The sequence below is a fragment of the Janthinobacterium algoris genome (assembly GCF_051380935.1).
In the GTDB taxonomy this organism is placed as follows: Bacteria; Pseudomonadota; Gammaproteobacteria; order Burkholderiales; family Burkholderiaceae_D; genus Janthinobacterium.
Map to the genome: position 1 here is coordinate 335,280 of NZ_JBNYXZ010000004.1, position 17,618 is coordinate 352,897.

Consider the following 17,618-nt stretch of genomic DNA (forward strand, 5'->3'; position numbering starts at 1 on the left):
TTAGCCCCCCGCGCGTGCTGCTGTGCCCGCAGCGGGAGTCTGATTGTCACAGTGTAACAAAGCAGGAAGCATGCCACTCTTTTCCAGGGCCTGTCATGTTGTTTTGATAATTGCAGATGCGCCCTGCCCCGCCACCTGGCGGCTGCCCAGCCACCAGAACACGGCGGCCAGCACCACGGCCGACGCCTGCCCCAGCGCCAGCTTGAACGCGCTGTCGAACAGCAACGGTGCGACAAAACCGGACACCAGCGCAAACACCAGCATTTGCACGAAATTTTGCAAGGACGCCGCCAAGCCCCGCATCTGCGGGAAAATATCGAGCGTCGACATGGTCATGCCCGGCAAGGCCAGCGACATGCCGAAGGCGTACAGCATGACGGGCACGACGGCGAACGGGATGCTGGCCGCGAACCAGTGGTTGTAAGCGATGTTGAGCGCGCCCGTGGCCGCCATGGCCAGCAAGCCCCAGCGCACCAGCACGGTGCTTTTCACGGCATGGGCCAGCTTGCCCGACAGCGCCGAACCCAGCACCAAACCCGCCACCATGGGGATGAACATCCAGCCAAACGCCGTTTCCGGCAGACGCAGCAATTCCAAAATGAAGTGCGGGGCCGACGCGATGTACAGGGCGAAGCCGCCAAAGGCAAAGGCCACGGCCAGCGAACGCAAGAGAAAAGCCCGGTGGCGCAGCGCCAGCCAGTAATTGCGCGCGATGCTACCTGGGTGGAAAGGCTGGCGTTGCTCGGCAGATAAACTTTCCGGCAAGCCTTTCAGGCAGGCCAGCAATAGCAGCACGGTGACGGAAAACGTGAACACGAACGTCGATTGCCAACCATAGGCCACATGCAGCCAGCCGCCGATGACAGGGGCGATGGCGGGCGCGATGCCGAACACCATCATGATGTTGGCCAGCATCTTTTGCGCGGCCGCGCCCGACAGGGTGTCGCGCACGATGGCTTGGCCGATGACCCTGCCCGCTCCCGCCGAGGCGCCCTGCATGCCGCGGAAGAACAGCAACCAGCCAAAGCTGGGCGCAAACGCGGCGCCGATGGAGCCGACGGCGAAGATCAGCAGCGAGGCGAGAATCACGGGACGGCGGCCGAACGAGTCGGACAAGGTGCCGTAGAACAAGGTCATGAAGGCATAGGCGGCCAGGTAGACGCTCAGAGTCTGCTGCACCAGCACGCTGCTGACGTCGAAATGCGTGCCGATCGCGGGAAACGATGGCAAGAAGGTATCGGTGGCGAACGGCCCCAGCATGGCCAGCCCGGCCAGCACCAGGGTCAGCTTGCGCGCCTTCATGCACGCACCTGCGCTTGCTTGTCTTGCGCGTCATATTGGCGGCGCAAGCCAGCCAGGGCTGCCAGCGAGAACGCGACGACATGCTGCGCGATGCTGGCGATGCCCGCCTCGTCATAGGTAATTTCCGGCGCCACCAGTTCATGCACGATGCGCGAACGGGCATAGAACACGGCCTGACCAATTACGCTGAACACGCATTTCTGCACCACCTCGTCCGGCATGGCCTTCCCCACCACGCCACGGATCAAGCCCGTGAACAGGGTGTGCTGCGGGCGCACATTGCGCTCGGCCAGCTTGTGGATGGCGGCCGTCGGTTCGATCAATTCGCGCGCTACCAGGCGGCTGAACAGCGATGCCGAACCGGAGCGCAGCATATCGGACACCAGCGCCTCGATGGCCAGGCGCAACTGTTCCATGGGCGGCAGCTGTGCCTGCGCGCTGGCGGCAGCCACGTCGGCGGCCGAGGCACGCGCCAGCGCGCGCGCATGGTCGAAGGCGGCCAGGTACAGCTCTTCCTTGCCATGAAAATAATAGTTGACCATCGCCACGTTGACGTGGGCCGCTACACATATCCTGCGTACGGATGCAAGCTTGTAGCCTTCGTCGGCAAACAGCTGGACCGCCGCCTGCAGGATGCGCGTGCGTGCCGGTTCGCTTTCTTTCTCTTCTGGCATGCCATTTCCATTATTTAAACAGCTGTTTAATATTCTTCAGCATTGTATCAAACAGCTGTTTAACTTTCAAACGGGCGCAGCCCGGCGAACCGGGCTTTTCAACGGTATAGCAGCTTAGTGTTTCATCGCCGGCATCGGGGCCGACGCAGTACCCAGCGGACGGGCCACGGCATTGACTTCGATGGTTTCGCGGCGCTTGTCTTCGCCTTCGACGACCAGGGTCAGCGGAATCTTGTCGCCCGCCTTCACCTGGCCCTTGAGGTCCAGCAGCATCACGTGGTAGCCGCCCGGCTTCAGTTCGACGGCTTTTCCGGCTGGCAAGGCGATTTCCTTGACCTGGCGCATGCGCATCATATTGTCCGTCATGCTCATTTCATGGATTTCCGCCACGCCGGCCACGGGCGAGCGCACTTCCAGCAGGCGCATGGCTTTTGGCGCCGTGATCTGCATGAAGGCGCCCGTGGCTTTTTGCTGCGGCACGGTGGCGCGCACCCACGGGTCGGTAATTTGCACGGAAGTCTGGGCAGCGGCGGAGAAGGACAGCACGGTCAGGGTCGTGGCCAGCAGGGTTTTCAAATGGGTCATGATCATTCCTCGGTATGGTTATAAGGTGTATTTCGATTTCATCAGGGTCTTGATGTCTTGCACGCACTCGTCGCCCGTCAACTGGTGTTTCAAGCCCAGGCGCATGCGTCCCTCGGTATCGAGCACATAGCTGATGGCCGTGTGATCCATCGTATAGGAACTGCCGCTCGGCACGCGGCGGTAAAAGACCTTGTAGTTGAAGGCCGTCTGCGCCGTCGCCTGCGGGTCCGTGCGCAAGCCCAGGAAGCTGGGGTCGAAGGCGCGCATGTACTCGCCCAGCAACTCGGGCGTGTCGCGCTCGGGATCGATGCTGATGAAGATCACTTGCAGTTTATCCCCATCGGCACCCAGTTTCTGGCGGATTTCCAGCGCGCGCGACAGGGCCGTCGGGCAGACGTCCGGGCATTGCGTGAAGCCAAAGAAGACCATCACGTACTTGCCCTTGAAGTCGGCCAGGGTATACACCTTGCCGTCGGGGCCGCTCAATGTGAAGTCGGGCTTGTAATCGCTCCCCGTCAAGTCGAGGCCGTTGTAATGGGGTTTCGGTGCTTGTTCGCAAGCGGCAAGCGTAAGCAATCCCGCCGTGCCGGCGAGAAGGAAAAGACGACGTTTCATGGTAATTCCGGCCCAATGGGCGTAGTTGATACAAGTGAGGATGTAAAAGGCGTGACTGGTGCGTCAGGCAACCAAAGGCGGGCCGCGCGGGCTGGCGCCCAGCCACGCGAACGGCGCGCGCGGCGCTTGGTAAAACAGGGGCGGATACAGATCGTGGCCCGTGATGACGGCCAGCGGCGAGGATGACGATGGCGGCAAGCCCACGCTGCCCGCGTGGCTCATGCAGAACGGGCAATGCTCGATGTGGTGCAGTACGGAATCGGTGGTGGATTTGACGGCCGACGCCAGGTCGGCTTGCGTATAGACGGCGCCGCTGGCCGAGCAAATTTCGACGGCGGCGTTGTTCGCGTTCGCGTGCAGCGAGGCAAACGCATACGACAGGGACGGCGACAGCGCATTGAGCAGTATCGCCAGGCAGGCGAACCACATATGCCACTGTTTGCGCTTGAAGAATGATCCCATGCCGCCGATTATAGCGGAGTATGGCTTTCGCGTTGCGCAAGCGCGCCCGCCTGGCCGCGCAGGAACAGGCTGGGGCGCACGCCCGCCACGTCCACGCAGGCGTCGCAAAACGCGGGGATCGAGGCAAAGCCGGAGCCGGCCGCCACTTGCGCCAGGTCGCGTTCGCCGTTGTCTCCATCGGCGCACGCTTGCGCCGCCGTGTGCAGCGCATGTGCCAGGCGCTGTTCGCGCACCAGGCTGAGCAATGCCTCGCCCTCGGCAAACAGGCGCGCCCTGGCCTTGTGCGGTGTCACTTGCCACAAGGCCGCCAGACGCGCCGACGTCCATTTGCCTTGCGGCGTATCAAAGATGTGCTGCGCCAGCGCCTGGCTCCAGCGCTTGCCGCCGCCATGGCCTGCCTGCGCGTCATCCTCTTCCAGCGCCAGGGTGAACACGGCCGGCTTGCCGCGCCCCGGCATCACGTCGCAGGCGAAGCGCAAAAAAGCGGGCACGACAAAACTGTCGCCGCTGCCCAGTTTCTTGGTGGTGATTTCATTATGCAAAGTCACAAAACCCTGGCGCACGGTGACGCGCAGCCTGAGCGGAAAGCGCAAGCCCAGCAAGTGCAAGGGATGATCGGAAACGAGGGCCATGCGTCAAGTCAATGTAGTAAACGAGCCGTCAGCATGCCACACATCGCGCAAACAGTCTGTCATCACAGCGACGCCACGCCATAGCGGCGCAAACCGTCCAGGTCCACCACGCGGATGGATTGATAGGCGATGCTGATCAGTTTTAATTCGGCGAGTCGCCCCAAGGCCAGGTTCACCCGCTGGCGCGAAATGCCGGTCAGCAAGCCGATTTCTTCCTGCGACAGCTCAAGCACGCTGGAAGTGCGCGGATATAACATGGGATGGAACAGCTGCGCGATGGCTTGCGCCACTTGCGCATCGACGGCCAGCAGGCGCTGGTTCTGGATGGTGGCGATGAATTGCCCCATGCGTTCGTTCAATTGGCGGATGACGAAGGCATTGAAGGAGAGGCTCTCGGCCAGCAGCAGATGAAACAGGTCCACCGGCACCAGGATGATGTTCGCGGCGCGCACGGCCACCACGTCGTAGCGGCGCAGTTCGCGCTTCAGCACGCTGCCCTCGCCGCACCAGCCGCCCGCCGGCACGCCGGAAAACGTGGCGCCGCGCCCATCGGCATTGTAGACGGCCAGCTTGATCAAGCCCGTGTGCACGCCGAGCCAGTGCAGCGACGGTTCGCCGCGTCGCGTGATGAAGGCGCCCGCCTCGTAATGCCGGATCACGCTGCCGGCGCGCAACAGGGCCTGATGCCGGGCATCAAGGGCGGTGAACCAGTCGTGGCTATCGAGTTCGGGCACCGCACGGCCTACACTATCGTTGCTATCCATTCCATCCTTCAGACCTGTCACTAAGATGACAGTGATTTTCAAGCGCCAGTGCTATGCTAGCCGGTATCAATCCCGAAACAGGGAGCTAGAGAATTCCAGCACCAATATTACTTACCAGGAGACAAGCATGACACCTGATTTCAACACCGGTCTCGGCAAAAACAGCGCCAATTACGCGGCGCTCACCCCGCTCGACTATATCGCCAGGGCAGCCGCAGTATATGGCAATCGCCTGGCAATTGCACATGGCGCCGTGCGCCAGAGCTGGCGCGAAACGTATGCGCGCACGCGCCGCCTGGCCTCCGGCCTCGTCAAGCTGGGCGTGGGCACGGGTGACACGGTGGCCGTGATGCTGCCGAACACGCCCGCCATGGTGGAAGCGAGCTTTGGCGTCCCGATGGCCGGCGCCGTCCTCAATGCCCTGAATATCCGCCTCGACCTGGCCTCCTTGACTTTCATGCTGCGCCATGGCCACGCCAAGGTACTGCTGGCCGACACGGAATTTGCCGAGCTGGCGCGCCAGATGGCGGCGCAGATTCCCGGCTTGCGCGTGATCCAGGTCAACGATGTGCTGGGACCGGAAGTGGAGGCTTTTTCCGACCTCGACTATGAAAGCTTGCTGGCCAGCGGCGACCCCGATTACGACTGGCAGCCGCCGGCGGACGAATGGGATGCCATCGCCCTCAACTACACGTCCGGCACCACGGGCGACCCGAAAGGCGTGGTCTACCACCACCGGGGCGCGGCCCTGAATGCCCTGTCGAACATCCTGGAATGGGACATGCCCAAGCATGCCGTCTACCTGTGGACCTTGCCCATGTTCCACTGCAATGGCTGGTGCTTCCCGTGGACCATCGCCGCGCGCGCCGGCGTCAACGTGTGCCTGCGCAAGTTCGAGCCCAAGCTCGTGTTCGACCTGATGCGCGCATTGCGCATCACCCACTATTGCGCGGCGCCCATCGTGCACGCGGCCCTGGCCAACGCGCCCGCCAACTGGCGCGACGGCATCGATTGGACCGTGCGCGGCATGGTGGCTGGCGCGCCGCCGCCAGCGGCCATGGTGGCGAAAATCGAAGCCATGGGTTTCGATCTGATCCACTCGTATGGCTTGACGGAAGTGTACGGCCCGGCCGCCATCTGCGCCGCAGGATGAGTGGGCAGCGTTGACGCAAGAAGAACGGGCCGTGTTGAAATCGCGCCAGGGCGTGCGCTACCATTTGCAAAGCGCCATCGCCGTGCTGGACCCGGAAACCATGCAGCCCGTGGCGGCCGATGGCGAACAGATCGGCGAGATCATGTTCCGAGGCAACATCTGCATGAAAGGTTACCTGAAGAATGAAAGCGCGACGCAGGAAGCGTTCGCCGGTGGCTGGTTCCACACGGGCGACCTCGGTGTCATGTATCCGGACGGCTATATCAAGCTGAAGGACCGCAGCAAAGACATCATCATTTCCGGTGGCGAGAATATTTCCAGCGTGGAAGTCGAGGACGCCTTGTACCACCACCCGCAAGTGCTGGCCGCCGCCGTCATCGCCCAGCCGGACGAGAAATGGGGCGAGACGCCGTGCGCCTTCGTCGAGCTGCGCGAAGGGGCAACCGTGACGGAAGCGGAATTGATCGCCTTCTGCAAGAACAACCTGGCTGGTTTCAAGGTGCCGAAAGCCATTTATTTCGGCCCCCTGCCCCGCACGTCGACAGGCAAGATTCAGAAGTTCGAATTGCGCAAGCGCATGCAGTCGGACAAGGCCATCGACGTCTAAGCTATACCAGTCAGTCGCGCTTGCCCGCCGACGGCGCCACCACGAGGCGCGACAAGCTGGCGATGCTGGCCACGGCGGCGAACCCTGCCGCCAGGCACAGCGCGTAGGTCGTGCCTTTGGCGGCGGAAACCGTAAAGCAGTAAGCGACCAGCGCCGCGCCCATGGCTTGTCCGATCAGGCGCGAGGTGGCCACCACGCCGCTGGCGCCGCCTGCCCGCTCGGGCGGCGCGCTGCCCATGATGGCTTTCAGGTTGGGCGCCTGAAAAAAGCCGAAACCGATGCCGCACAAGGCCATGCGCCAGCCGATGTCAAACGCGCTGGGGTGGGCCGGTATCCAGACCAATGTCAGCAAGCCGCCGGCCAGCGCCGCCAGGCCGATGCCGCCCAGCACGCCAGGTGAATAACGGTCGCTCAAACGCCCGGCCACGGGCGCCATCACGGCTACCAGCACGGCCCAAGGCGTCATCAGGAATCCTGTCTCGACGGGCGAACGGCCCAGTGTCACTTCAAAATAGAATGGCAGCGAGACGAAGGCCAGGCCTTGCGCGGCAAAGGTGCAGATGGCCGTCAGCGACGACAGCAAAAACAGGGGGCGGCGAAACAGATCGATGGGCAGCATGGGCGCCGCGTGCCCGGCTTGGCGGCGCAGCAGCAAGACAAACAACACCACCACGGCCAGCAATTCCGGCAGCAAGGTCGACAGGGCTGCATGATGGGCGGCGTCGCCAAAGACCAGGATCAGCAAGCCGAAGGCGCCCACGTTGTACAGCGCCGTGCGCGCATCGAGCGTGTGCGCGGACAGTTTTGTCGCCGGCAGCATGCGGCTGGCCAGGAAAAAGCCGAGCACGCCCAGCGGCACATTGATGGCAAACAGCCACGGCCATGACGCCGTCGCCAGGATCAGCGACGCGGCCGTGGGCCCGATGGCGAACGCGACAGCGACCACCAGCGCATTGTTGCCAAACGCGCGTCCCAGCAAGTGTTTTGGATACAGGGCGCGCAGCAGCGCCGTATTGACGCTCATCATGGCGCTGGCTCCGACGCCTTGAAACAGCCTTGCCACCACCAGCGACGGCAAGGACCAGGCCAGCGCGCAGGCGAGCGAGGCCAAAGTAAACAGGAACATACCGGAGATAAACACGCGCCGGTAGCCGGCGATTTCACCGAGGGCGGAAAACGGCAGCAGGGTCGCCACCATGGCCAGTTGATACACATTCACGATCCAGACGGAGGCGGCCGGCGTCGTATGCAGCACGCTGGCGATGGCCGGCAAGGCAGTGTTGGCAATCGCCGTATCGAGCGAGGCCATGCCAACACCGATAGCCAGCGCCAGCATGGCCCATAAACGGGCACCGGGCGGCAAGCCGTCCTCGCCCACGAGGAAGGGCTGCGCCCTGGCTTGCACGCTATTCTGCTGCTTCATCATGACTCATTCACATTGCCTGTTCGTCTAGCCCGTCCGGGGCGGCACAGCATGCCGCAGGCAAGACACTAGCATGGATGGACAGACTCTGCCGGGCAAGCAATGCCCATCACTTTTGGCAGTCGATGACCTTGAATTCTTTCGAATAACAGATGCGCAATTCGCCCGAGTGCTTTTCATAGCCGAGCCAGCGGCCCTTCAGCTGCGGGTTGTGCTGTTTCATCCACTGGAACAGCTCATTCTTCGGCATGGTGCTGTCCGGCAACTTCAAGGCCTGGAACAGTGCACGTTCCTTCTCGAAATACTGCTTGGCCGTATCGAAATCGCAGGCGCCATGCTTTTCCCATTCGCCCTGCAGCAAGGCTTCACCGGGCTGCATGCACATATACGGCAAGATGTCGGACGGCGCCAGCTTCGGCAAATTGCCCTTGCAGTAGCGCGGGTGCAGCTCCGTCTTGCGCGGCGGCGTCACGGAAATGTCGTCGCACGTGGTCGGATTATTGGACTGCGCCCACAGGCCATGCACGATCCAGCCGAAGTGGTTACTCTCGGCGCACTGGAAAGCGGCCTTTTTCGACACTTCGCCACGGCGGCGCTGGCTGTCGCAAAAGCCGGGCGACCACGACAACGCCAGCATGAAGTAATCGGTGGGGACGTTGGTGCTTTGCTTGTAGCAGGTGTTTTTCTCGTCCGACGGCTTGACGTCATAATCGACGTAGCTGACGGTGCGGGGAATCGCGCAGGTGGCGTCGGCCGCGTGGACGGCGCCGGCCGACAGGCTGAGGAACAGGACGGCAAAGGCAGGCAAGAGAGAGCGAATTTTCATCGAGTTTCCTTCAAGATATAAAAACGCCGGCAACAAAGTGCCGGCGGGGTCAAAACGAACAACATCAGTCACGACACCTGACAAAACCGTAGCGAGCGGCAGCGATTTGTGGTCGCAAAGCGCGACGCGCAGTAGGTTTGGTCAGGTGACATCGACTAGCAGACGGTGTGCATCCAGCCGTGGGTATCGGGGGCCGTGCCATGCTGCAAGCCCAGCAGCGCTTCGCGCAGGGCCAGGGTGACGGCGCCGTTTTCATTATTGTTGATGGTCATTTCAAAGCCATTCGCCTTGGCCACACCCACCGGCGTGATGACGGCGGCCGTGCCGCAGGCGAACACTTCGGTCATGCGGCCCGAGGCGATGTCGTCGCGCCATTGCTGGACGGATAATTTACGCTCTTCCGTGGCATAACCGAGGTCTTTCGCCATGTCCAGCAGGCTGCGGCGGGTGATCCCTGGCAGCAAGGTGCCCGTCAGTTCCGGCGTCACGACGGTAACTTTCTCGCCATCCTTGTAGACGAAGAACAAGTTCATGCCACCCATTTCTTCGATGAATTCGCGGTGCACGGCGTCCAGCCAGACGACCTGATCGCAACCCTTCTCTTGCGCTTGCGACTGGGCCATCAGGCTGGCCGCGTAGTTGCCCGCGCATTTCGCTTCACCGGTGCCGCCCGGCGCGGCGCGCACGAAGTCTTCGCTGATCCACACGGTGACGGGTTTCACGCCTTTCGGGAAATAGGCGCCGGCCGGCGAGGCGAACAGCACGAACAGGTATTCTTCCGAAGGACGCACGCCCAGGTAAGGGTCGGTGGCGATCATCAGCGGACGCATATACAGGCTCTCGCCCGTGTTCTTCGGCACCCAGTTGCGGTCTTGCGCAATCAGCGCGTCGCCCGCTTCCAGGAACAGCTCGACCGGGATGGCCGGCATGGCCAGGCGCGCGGCGCTGCGGTTGAAGCGCTGGGCATTTTGTTCTGGACGGAAAGTCTTGATGCTGCCATCGGGCTGGGCAAACGCTTTATAACCTTCGAAGATGGCCTGGCCATAGTGCAACGACGAGGCGGACGGGTCCAGCGTCAAAGGGCCGTAGGCCTTCAATTCGCCCTGCTGCCACTTGCCGTCGCGGTAAGGAATCACCACCATGTGGTCCGTGAAGATGCGGCCGAAGGCGGGATTGACCATGCGCGCGGCGCGTTCGGCGTCGGACAAGGGATGGGCGGATGGGGTGACGACGAGATTCGGTGTGGAAGTGGTCATGGCGGCAATGGGAACTAGTGAACAGTATCCCTATTGTAGCGCCTATGGCGCCTGATCAGGCAAACGAGGATGGCCAGGAGGCTGCGCAAGACGACGACCCTGCCCCGCGAAAAGCGGCCCCATCATTTGCGAATGATTCTCGTTTGCGTTATTATGTCAGCCTTCCTTCTTCCCCGCCATGCCTGACGCCCTGCTTGGTGGCGCCATCGAAAGCCGCTTCATGACGACCTCCTCCCTTCCACAACCCCAGCTGCGCGCCAGCGCCGACGAGGCGCCGGAAACCCTCCGGCAGCGTCTGTTTGCCGCCCCGCAACAACGGCGCTGGCATTGGAGTTGGAAGCAGGTGTGGTTTCAATTGCATTGGTTCATCGGCATCACGGCCGGCACGGTGCTGGTGATCATCGGCTTGAGCGGCGCCACCCTGGCCTTCAAGGAGGAATTGCTCGATGTCATGAACCCCGGCGTGCGCGATGTGCCCGTGGAAACACGCGCGCCGCTGACGCCGGCCCAGTTGGCCAGCATCGCCGCATCGGAACACGGCCAGCGCGTGGCGTCCATCACCGTGTATGCACAGGCGGGCGCTGCTCCCCGGCTGTTCTTCGCGCCGAAGAACGGCCAGCGGCGTGGCGAGTCCATTTATGTGCAACCGTACACGGGCGCCACCCAGCCGGCGCTGGCGGGGGAGGGATTTTTCGAGTGGACGGAATCATTGCACCGCTGGCTGCTGCTGCCCCGCGATCCGGGCCGGCAAGTGGCGGGCGCGCTGGCCCTGTGCCTGCTGGGCCTGGCACTGTCGGGCCTGTATCTGCGCTGGCCCCGCCGCCCGCTGGACTGGCGCACCTGGCTGACTGTCGACCCGGCCCTGAAAGGCCGCTCCTTCCTGTGGAATTTGCACGCCGTGGCCGGCACCTGGTGCCTGCTCGTCTACGTGGCCCTGACCCTGACGGGCATTTACTGGAGCTATGACGTGGTGCGCGACAATATCGACGCCTGGGCCGGCAAGCCGCCTAGAGTGGCGCAGGTGCCGGGTAAAAAAGGCCAGGCCAAGGAGAAGGCGCCGGCCGTCGACCTCAGCCTGGCCTGGAGCAGCTTCCAGCAGCACGCCCCCGGCTGGACCCTGGCCAGCGTGCGCCTGCCCACGCGCGCCGGCGAAGCCGTGCAATTCACCTGGCTGGCCAGCGATGCGCCGCACGAGCGGGCGCGCAGCCGCATGCGCATTGCACCGGCCAACGGCACGGTCACGGAAAACGAACCGTACAAACAGCAGGGACTGGGGACGCGCCTCGTCAACATCATTTATCCGCTACACATGGGCACGTATTTCGGCTTGCCGGGCCGCATCATCGTCACCGTGGCCAGCCTGGGCCTGCCCCTGTTCGCCATCACGGGCTGGATGTTGTACCTGGGCCGCCGCAAGGCAAAACGGGCTGTGCAGGCACAGCGCGCCATGCTGGGCGCCGGTACGCCAGGCAAGACGGGCACGGGCTTGCCGACCCTGGTGGCCTACGCCAGCCAGTCGGGCCAGGCCGAACGCCTGGCGCTGGAAAGCGCGCGCGCCCTGCAGCAGGCGGGCGTGGCCGTCGATGTGCAGTCGCTGGACCGGTTTGATCCCGCGCAATTGCGCGAGTATGAACGGGCCCTGATCGTCGCCAGCACCTTTGGCGAAGGCGAAGCGCCGGACGGCACGCGCCGCTTCGCGCGCCTGTTGCAGCAGACGGCGGGCACGCCGCTGGCAAGCCTGGAAGTGGGCGTGCTGGCACTGGGCGACCGCCACTACAGCGACTTCTGCTGCTTTGGCCATGCGCTGGAGCGCCAATTGCGCGCGCTGGGCGCCACGCCCCTGTTCCCCCTGATCGAAGTGGACAAGCACGACCCAGCCGCCCTGGCCGACTGGTCGCAGGCATTGGCCCGCTGCAGCGGCAGCGCCATCGACGCCATCGGCGTGCAGGAAGAAGCGTCATATGCCGAATGGCGTTTGCTGCGCCGCGTGCTGCTCAACCCGGGCAGCCTGGGCGGCGAGCTGCATGAAATCACGTTGACGGGCCCGGCCGATGCCACCTGGGAAGCGGGCGCGCTGGCCGAAATCATCGGGTGCAACGCGGACGGCAGCGATGGCGACGCGCAGGGTGCGCAAAGTGCTGGGCCAGAAGGATCTCGACGCCCTGCTGGCGGCCGGACGCTACCGCCGCGACGTGTATTGATCTACATCAGTCCGCCCCCGGCGCCGCCCGGCTATGTGGGCAAGCGCACAGTCAGCGCCAGCCATCGGACTACAGTGGGGACATCGCGGCACGATTGCCGCTCCACTCACTGTCTGCGAGGCTAGCCATGAAAAACCCCTGGATGAGCATGTACCTGAGCGCGGCCAACCGCATCGCCAACACGGCGCGCGGTCACGCCACGGCCGCCGTCAAGCGCGAAGCGGCAAAGAATACGCGGCAATTGACGCAAGTGTGGTTCGACTCTTTCCTGCCCGCAGCAGGCAAGCCACGGCGCAGCCGCAAGGCGAAATAGGCGCAGTCACGAGCGGTATCTGGTGCGGTGCATCACAGCAATAAGTTGAAGTTACGACCAGGTGAGCTAAACTGCAAGCATGGTAGTAAAGATATGCGTACGCGATTGAAGTGACCGGCAGGCGCCGCATCCCCGCGCCGCCACCGGCTCATCAGGAGACGACCATGTTGACGCTTAAAGTACTGGCCTGCCTTGCCTTGTCGGCCTTGCTGCTCGCTCCCCTCGTGCTGAGGGATGCCATGCAGTTGTCGGCCGGCCAGCAATTGCAGGTACCCAATGTCGATGCGCACGCCATGTGGAGCCATTGGCCCAAGCAATAAGCAAGACAAGACGCGCAGCTGAGAAAACACCGCTGACTGCGTTGCTTTGACTTGCCGTACTAGCGTACTGTCTGCGTCAAAGACGCCTTGCCAACGGCGTTTTTCAGCGGCGCTTGCTAGTGGCATTCACCGTCAAGAACCGCTTTATTGCAGAGTGGAAATTTGTTCCTCTATCCATTTGTTTTTGTCTTGTTTCCCTCGCCCTCTTCACCATATTTTTGATCCAGGTCATGGATTTGAAGTGTCGCTGCGCCCACACTGGAACAGTCCGCTTCGCATCGGGACGGACTTAACCGGGAGCATCGGCATGGGTAAATCGGACTGGAAGGATGAGATGGCGCTGGGCGTTCCCGCCATCGACGAGGCGCATGAGGCACTGTTTCAAGAGCTGGCGCGGCTGGGACAGTTGAGTGACCAGCATTTCAGCGTGGCATTTCGCGAGCTGATTGCGGCCGTCGAACGCGATTTCCGCGAGGAAGAAGATTTGATGGAAGAAATCTCCTTTCCCTCGCTGGCCAACCACCGCGAACAGCATGCGCGCGTGCTCAGCGGTTTGCACCATGCCTGGGCCGCCGTCGATGAAGGCGACCTGGAGCAGGGACGCCTTGCGCTCTCGCTCTTGCCGCAATGGCTGATCTTTCACCAGGCCACCATGGACCTGGCCCTGGCGGCGGCCCTGGAGTTGGTGCAGCGCCAACCGAACTAACGTCTACAGCAGCAGCACCGTGGCTAGCTCGGGCAAGACCACGCGGTAATGTCCCGGGTATTTGTCTTCGCCATCGAAAATCTTGCAAAACACGGGCTGGCTGATGTCGTTGACGGCTGGCTCGTTCATGGGCAAGGTGGCGATCAGTTGCTCGCCATCCATCAACCGCAAGGCGCTGCCCCGTTCGGCCGCGCAAAAGGCCAGCGATTGCACATCGTTGGCAAACGGCCGCTTGTACCACGGCGTGATGGCCCGCACGGCGCGCCGGGCGTCGCGCAGGACTTGCCCCACGCGCGTGACATTCCACGCATCGCGCGCCACGGACGGCTGGAGGACGATATTTGCCGTCAGCTCGCCCCTGCCCTTGTTCACCAGAAAAGTGCCATCTTGCGCGGCAATGTCATCGTTGAGCGGCACGACAAACACGCCGCCGTCGGACACCTTGATCGGCACGGGGGCGCCATTGCCTTGCAAGGCCACCCGCACATCGTCGATGGTGGCGCTCAGCTTGGCCGGAATCAGGCGCAGTGCCATGACCACGCTGCCGCTCGACACTTGCCACACCTTCCTGGCAGTCAGATAACTCTCGCGGTAAGCCGTGAAACGTATGCGCGGCGCCTTGGCGTCGCTGTTGGCCGTAATCGTCACCGTTTGCGATGGCGAGGCGTCCTGCGCTGGCGCAGCGGGGGTGGCAGGCGCAAGGGGCGACGGCACAAGGGGTGGCAACACAACAGCGGCGGCGGGCGGCACGCTGGCGCTTTGCAGCGGCGCGGGAACAGCCGGCGGCGGCGCGTGTTCCTGGGCCCGGCCCAGCGACACGACACACAACCATCCGGCACAAGCGATCCATGTACGCATGCATTTCTTTCAATGTGGAAAATATTTTATCAGCGCCTGCATTATCGCAGAAGGTCAGCCTGCGCGCCGCTCCTGGCCTGCCGCACTCTATTGGTGCGCACGCCGATGGCATGGCGCGCGGCGGCAATGCACCATTGCAAGACACGATCCTGTACGACCGCATCGAGGTCGTACGCGGCGCCACCGGCCTGATGGGCGGCACGGGCGACCCGTCAGCCACCATCAACATGATACGCAAGCGGCCGACGAAAGAATTCCAAGCCAGCGCCGGACTCATCATGGGCCGCTGGGACGACCAGCGCGTCGAGGCCGACCTTTCCACGCCGCTGAACGCGGAGGGCAGCGTGCGTGCGCGCACGGCCCTGGCCTGGCAAAAACGCGATCCCTACCTGGATATGTATCACGAACGCAAGACCGTCGGCATGCTCATCGTCGAGGCGGACTTGCGTCCCGGCACCCTGCTGATAGCCGGAGTCGACTTCCAGGACAACCAGCCCACGGGCGCCACCTGGGGCGCCGTGCCCTACTGGAACGCGGACGGCAGCCTGGCCAACTTGCCGCGCAACACCAGCTGGACGGCGCCCTGGAGCAGCTGGGCCAACAAGCAGCCACGGTGTTCACCTCGGTGTACCAGCGCCTGCCCGGCAACTGGAATCTGCACCTGGGCTATGCGCGCACGGAAAGCACGAACCGCACCACTGTTCTCCATGCGGGCAAAGGTTATCCCGATCCAGCCACGGGCAAAGGCATGGAACTGTGGACGGCGCCTGGGGTGCAGGCGAAATGAACAGCGACAATTTCGACATTTACGCTAGCGGGCCATTTACCTTGCTGGGACGCAAGCACACGGCCATCGTCGGCTGGAATGGCAATAACGGCCAGGAGCGTTCCATCGGCGGCAAGGAAAAAATCAATTACTCGAAATTCATCCCCGATTACCGCAGCTGGACGGGCAACATCCCCCGCCCCGTGTTTTACCCGGACGGCTCGCACACGGAAACCGTGACACGCCTGACGGGCGGCTATGTGGCCACGCGCCTGAGCCTGGCCGACCCGCTACACGTGATCGTCGGCGCGCGCAGCAGTACTTACCGCACGGACACGCGCAACTACAACACGCAAGGTGTATACACGGGCAGCGGCGACTTCGTGGAAACGCGCAATGAAGTCACGCCGTACGTGGGCGCCGTGTTCGATATCAACAAGCAATATTCGGCCTACGCCAGCTTCACGCAGCTGTTTAACCCGCAATCGAGCAAGGACCGCAACAACAAGTTCCTGGCGCCGGAAACGGGCAACAATGCGGAACTGGGCATCAAGGGCGAATTTTATGAAGGCAAGCTGAACGCGTCGGTCGCCCTGTTCCACACGAAGAAAAAGAATCTGGCGGAACTGGACCGCAGCGTGCCGCCCGGCTTTTTGCTGCCCGACGGCGGCCAGGCCATGGTGGCGAATGGCGCCGGCGTGACAGCCAAGGGCGTCGAGTTCGACGTTTCCGGCCAGTTGTCGCCCGCCTGGGAAGCCAGCGGCGGCTATACCTATCTGCACGCGGCCGAGGCCGATGGCCGCCGCGCCGCCACCACGCAGCCGCGCCATTTGCTGCGCCTGGCCACCAGCTACCGCTTCGACGGCCGTCTGGCAGGTCTGAAAGCGGGCGCCAGCATGACGGCGCAAAGCGCCATCTACAGCGAATCGTGGTACGGCCGCCCGCCGTCAAGCGAGATGACGAATATCCCGCAAGCGGGCTATACGCTGGTCAACGCCATGGCCAGCTATGCGCTCAACAAGCATGCCAGCGTGCAGTTGAACGTCAACAACCTGCTCGACAAGCAATACTACCGCAACGTGGGCTTCTTCGACGGCGTATTCTGGGGCGAACCGCGCAACATCAGCCTGGCCGTGCGCACGACGTTTTAAGAGCCTATCCCAGTAGTGAGCGTCTTCTGCTGCCAGTTCATCAGGAGCGCGGACAAGGCGTGAGGAGGACGCGTGGCGAGCCACGCGACGACGATCAACGCAGTCCCCGCTTCTGAGGGGCGCCAGCAGGGGATGTATTCATCTACTGGAATAGGCTCTAAGAACGTGTTCACAATCTATCCGAATAGCCGGATAATGGCGGGATGAGAAAACCTTACGCCAGCGACATCAGTCGAGAAAAGTTTGAAGAAATCCTACCGCTGCTGCAAAGCGTGAGGAAACGCACGAAACCGACCACGGTGGACTTGTACGAAGTGTTCTGCGCGGTGCTATATCTGCTGCGCAGTGGCTGCCAGTGGAGGATGCTACCAAGGGATTTTCCGAAATGGAGGACGGTGCATTCGTACTTTGCCAAATGGAGCGAGCCCGACCAGCACGGTATCAGCGTGCTGGAACGGGCATTAAAAAAATCAGGTTGGCGCGGCCCGCGAGAGACTGGAGCGCAGCGCCAAGCCGACGCTGTTGATCGTTGACGCACAAAGCGTGAAAAATACCGACACGGCCGGTAGCAAGGGTTACGACGCGGGCAAAAAGGTTTCAGGCATCAAGCGCCACATCGGTGTGGACACACAGGGGCTACCCCATGCCATTGCCGTGACGACGGCCGAGGTGACGGACCGCAAAGGAGCACTGCAGGCGATGCAGCGTTGCAAAGGCAGCCTGGATAAAGTGCAAAGCGTGCTGGCCGACAGCGGTTATGTGGGCCAGCCCTTTGCCCAAGGTGTGCAGGAAACCTTGGGCGAGGCGGTCACGGTGCAGATTGCCAAACGCAGTGAATTGCACAAGTTCGCAGTGATACCCAAGCGCTGGGTGGTCGAGCGCAGCTTCGCCTGGTTGGAAAAAAACAGGCGACTGTGGAAAAACTGCGAACGATGGCTTAACACCAGCTTGCAGTTCATCCACCTGGCTTTCCTGGCGATGCTGCTCAGGAGATCATGAACAAG

18 protein-coding genes and 1 pseudogene are annotated in these 17,618 nt (G+C 62.7%); 8 read left to right on the plus strand and 11 right to left on the minus strand.

From position 1 onward, the window contains the following. Window positions 1–93: 93 nt before the first annotated feature. The 7 genes from ACQ4W7_RS08360 to ACQ4W7_RS08390 all read right to left on the minus strand — a co-directional run bounded on the left by ACQ4W7_RS08360 (window position 94) and on the right by ACQ4W7_RS08390 (window position 5,034). Window positions 94–1,302 (minus strand): multidrug effflux MFS transporter, encoded by a 1,209-nt coding sequence (locus ACQ4W7_RS08360; RefSeq protein WP_436529742.1) that lies wholly within the window; start codon window positions 1,300–1,302, stop codon window positions 94–96. Then, window positions 1,299–1,976, minus strand: coding sequence for a TetR/AcrR family transcriptional regulator (locus ACQ4W7_RS08365; protein WP_436529744.1), 678 nt, complete (start codon window positions 1,974–1,976; stop codon window positions 1,299–1,301). Before ACQ4W7_RS08365 ends, ACQ4W7_RS08360 begins: the two co-directional genes overlap by 4 nt. 114 nt (window positions 1,977–2,090) lie before the next feature. Next, window positions 2,091–2,561 (minus strand): copper chaperone PCu(A)C, encoded by a 471-nt coding sequence (locus ACQ4W7_RS08370; RefSeq protein ID WP_426073028.1) that lies wholly within the window; start codon window positions 2,559–2,561, stop codon window positions 2,091–2,093. Between the two features lie 18 nt (window positions 2,562–2,579). After that, a complete protein-coding gene (locus ACQ4W7_RS08375) occupies window positions 2,580–3,176 on the minus strand; it encodes an SCO family protein (RefSeq protein ID WP_436529746.1) in 597 nt (198 codons plus the stop codon). A gap of 63 nt (window positions 3,177–3,239) precedes the next feature. Beyond that, window positions 3,240–3,638 (minus strand): DUF2946 domain-containing protein, encoded by a 399-nt coding sequence (locus tag ACQ4W7_RS08380; protein ID WP_426073030.1) that lies wholly within the window; start codon window positions 3,636–3,638, stop codon window positions 3,240–3,242. A gap of 8 nt (window positions 3,639–3,646) precedes the next feature. After that, the gene (locus ACQ4W7_RS08385) at window positions 3,647–4,270 is read right to left on the minus strand and encodes a helix-turn-helix domain-containing protein (protein WP_426073031.1); all 624 of its coding nucleotides are present in this window, start codon (window positions 4,268–4,270) and stop codon (window positions 3,647–3,649) included. 62 nt (window positions 4,271–4,332) lie between these two features. Beyond that, a complete protein-coding gene (locus tag ACQ4W7_RS08390) occupies window positions 4,333–5,034 on the minus strand; it encodes a Crp/Fnr family transcriptional regulator (protein WP_426073032.1) in 702 nt (233 codons plus the stop codon). A gap of 127 nt (window positions 5,035–5,161) precedes the next feature. On the opposite strand from ACQ4W7_RS08390, the pseudogene ACQ4W7_RS08395 reads away from it, so the two are divergent. Beyond that, window positions 5,162–6,794: pseudogene (locus ACQ4W7_RS08395) on the plus strand (acyl-CoA synthetase). 10 nt (window positions 6,795–6,804) lie between these two features. Here ACQ4W7_RS08395 and ACQ4W7_RS08400 read toward each other — a convergent pair. The 3 genes from ACQ4W7_RS08400 to ACQ4W7_RS08410 all read right to left on the minus strand — a co-directional run bounded on the left by ACQ4W7_RS08400 (window position 6,805) and on the right by ACQ4W7_RS08410 (window position 10,299). After that, window positions 6,805–8,220 carry an MFS transporter gene (locus tag ACQ4W7_RS08400; RefSeq protein ID WP_436529749.1) on the minus strand — a complete coding sequence of 472 codons (1,416 nt, stop codon included), beginning with the start codon at window positions 8,218–8,220 and terminating at the stop codon, window positions 6,805–6,807. A gap of 106 nt (window positions 8,221–8,326) precedes the next feature. Further along, the gene (locus tag ACQ4W7_RS08405) at window positions 8,327–9,043 is read right to left on the minus strand and encodes a ribonuclease T2 family protein (protein WP_436529751.1); all 717 of its coding nucleotides are present in this window, start codon (window positions 9,041–9,043) and stop codon (window positions 8,327–8,329) included. Between the two features lie 155 nt (window positions 9,044–9,198). Then, window positions 9,199–10,299, minus strand: a complete 1,101-nt coding sequence (locus ACQ4W7_RS08410; RefSeq protein WP_426073036.1) for a branched-chain amino acid aminotransferase — start codon at window positions 10,297–10,299, stop codon at window positions 9,199–9,201. Window positions 10,300–10,519: 220 nt separating this feature from the next. Here ACQ4W7_RS08410 and ACQ4W7_RS08415 point away from each other — a divergent pair, with 220 nt between their 5' ends. The 4 genes from ACQ4W7_RS08415 (at window position 10,520) to ACQ4W7_RS08430 (ending at window position 13,839) form a co-directional block, all read left to right on the plus strand. Further along, window positions 10,520–12,625, plus strand: a complete 2,106-nt coding sequence (locus tag ACQ4W7_RS08415; protein ID WP_436529753.1) for a PepSY-associated TM helix domain-containing protein — start codon at window positions 10,520–10,522, stop codon at window positions 12,623–12,625. A gap of 2 nt (window positions 12,626–12,627) precedes the next feature. After that, on the plus strand, window positions 12,628–12,813 hold the full coding sequence (locus ACQ4W7_RS08420; protein ID WP_070222074.1) for a hypothetical protein: 186 nt from the start codon (window positions 12,628–12,630) through the stop codon (window positions 12,811–12,813). 164 nt (window positions 12,814–12,977) lie between these two features. Then, window positions 12,978–13,133, plus strand: coding sequence for a hypothetical protein (locus tag ACQ4W7_RS08425; protein WP_426073038.1), 156 nt, complete (start codon window positions 12,978–12,980; stop codon window positions 13,131–13,133). Window positions 13,134–13,440: 307 nt separating this feature from the next. Further along, window positions 13,441–13,839 (plus strand): bacteriohemerythrin, encoded by a 399-nt coding sequence (locus ACQ4W7_RS08430; protein WP_426073039.1) that lies wholly within the window; start codon window positions 13,441–13,443, stop codon window positions 13,837–13,839. Between the two features lie 3 nt (window positions 13,840–13,842). Here ACQ4W7_RS08430 and ACQ4W7_RS08435 read toward each other — a convergent pair whose 3' ends face one another. Next, entirely contained in the window at window positions 13,843–14,697 is an 855-nt protein-coding gene (locus ACQ4W7_RS08435; protein WP_436529756.1) for a hypothetical protein, read from the minus strand. Between ACQ4W7_RS08435 and ACQ4W7_RS08440 the strand changes: the two genes are divergently transcribed. From ACQ4W7_RS08440 to ACQ4W7_RS08450, 3 genes are all read left to right on the plus strand, one after another. After that, window positions 14,688–15,512, plus strand: coding sequence for a TonB-dependent siderophore receptor (locus tag ACQ4W7_RS08440; RefSeq protein ID WP_436529758.1), 825 nt, complete (start codon window positions 14,688–14,690; stop codon window positions 15,510–15,512). The genes ACQ4W7_RS08435 and ACQ4W7_RS08440 overlap by 10 nt on opposite strands. Further along, entirely contained in the window at window positions 15,481–16,614 is a 1,134-nt protein-coding gene (locus ACQ4W7_RS08445) for a TonB-dependent siderophore receptor (RefSeq protein WP_436529760.1), read from the plus strand. Before ACQ4W7_RS08440 ends, ACQ4W7_RS08445 begins: the two co-directional genes overlap by 32 nt. A gap of 203 nt (window positions 16,615–16,817) precedes the next feature. Then, a protein-coding gene (locus tag ACQ4W7_RS08450; protein ID WP_436529762.1) for an IS5 family transposase occupies window positions 16,818–17,613 on the plus strand; the annotation gives its coding sequence in 2 pieces (ribosomal slippage) (window positions 16,818–17,080 and window positions 17,079–17,613; 798 coding nt in all). Window positions 17,614–17,618: the final 5 nt, after the last annotated feature.

Excerpts from the sequence above, each read along its gene's own strand:
- ACQ4W7_RS08360 (WP_436529742.1), bottom strand. The coding sequence starts at position 1,302 with ATGAAGGCGCGCAAGCTGACCCTGGTGCTGGCCGGGCTGGCCATGCTG.
- ACQ4W7_RS08365 (WP_436529744.1), bottom strand. The coding sequence starts at position 1,976 with ATGCCAGAAGAGAAAGAAAGCGAACCGGCACGCACGCGCATCCTGCAG.
- ACQ4W7_RS08370 (WP_426073028.1), bottom strand. The coding sequence starts at position 2,561 with ATGACCCATTTGAAAACCCTGCTGGCCACGACCCTGACCGTGCTGTCC.
- ACQ4W7_RS08375 (WP_436529746.1), bottom strand. The coding sequence starts at position 3,176 with ATGAAACGTCGTCTTTTCCTTCTCGCCGGCACGGCGGGATTGCTTACG.
- ACQ4W7_RS08380 (WP_426073030.1), bottom strand. The coding sequence starts at position 3,638 with ATGGGATCATTCTTCAAGCGCAAACAGTGGCATATGTGGTTCGCCTGC.
- ACQ4W7_RS08385 (WP_426073031.1), bottom strand. The coding sequence starts at position 4,270 with ATGGCCCTCGTTTCCGATCATCCCTTGCACTTGCTGGGCTTGCGCTTT.
- ACQ4W7_RS08390 (WP_426073032.1), bottom strand. The coding sequence starts at position 5,034 with ATGGATAGCAACGATAGTGTAGGCCGTGCGGTGCCCGAACTCGATAGC.
- ACQ4W7_RS08400 (WP_436529749.1), bottom strand. The coding sequence starts at position 8,220 with ATGATGAAGCAGCAGAATAGCGTGCAAGCCAGGGCGCAGCCCTTCCTC.
- ACQ4W7_RS08405 (WP_436529751.1), bottom strand. The coding sequence starts at position 9,043 with ATGAAAATTCGCTCTCTCTTGCCTGCCTTTGCCGTCCTGTTCCTCAGC.
- ACQ4W7_RS08410 (WP_426073036.1), bottom strand. The coding sequence starts at position 10,299 with ATGACCACTTCCACACCGAATCTCGTCGTCACCCCATCCGCCCATCCC.
- ACQ4W7_RS08415 (WP_436529753.1), top strand. The coding sequence starts at position 10,520 with ATGACGACCTCCTCCCTTCCACAACCCCAGCTGCGCGCCAGCGCCGAC.
- ACQ4W7_RS08420 (WP_070222074.1), top strand. The coding sequence starts at position 12,628 with ATGAAAAACCCCTGGATGAGCATGTACCTGAGCGCGGCCAACCGCATC.
- ACQ4W7_RS08425 (WP_426073038.1), top strand. The coding sequence starts at position 12,978 with ATGTTGACGCTTAAAGTACTGGCCTGCCTTGCCTTGTCGGCCTTGCTG.
- ACQ4W7_RS08430 (WP_426073039.1), top strand. The coding sequence starts at position 13,441 with ATGGGTAAATCGGACTGGAAGGATGAGATGGCGCTGGGCGTTCCCGCC.
- ACQ4W7_RS08440 (WP_436529758.1), top strand. The coding sequence starts at position 14,688 with ATGTACGCATGCATTTCTTTCAATGTGGAAAATATTTTATCAGCGCCT.
- ACQ4W7_RS08435 (WP_436529756.1), bottom strand. The coding sequence starts at position 14,697 with ATGCGTACATGGATCGCTTGTGCCGGATGGTTGTGTGTCGTGTCGCTG.
- ACQ4W7_RS08445 (WP_436529760.1), top strand. The coding sequence starts at position 15,481 with ATGAACAGCGACAATTTCGACATTTACGCTAGCGGGCCATTTACCTTG.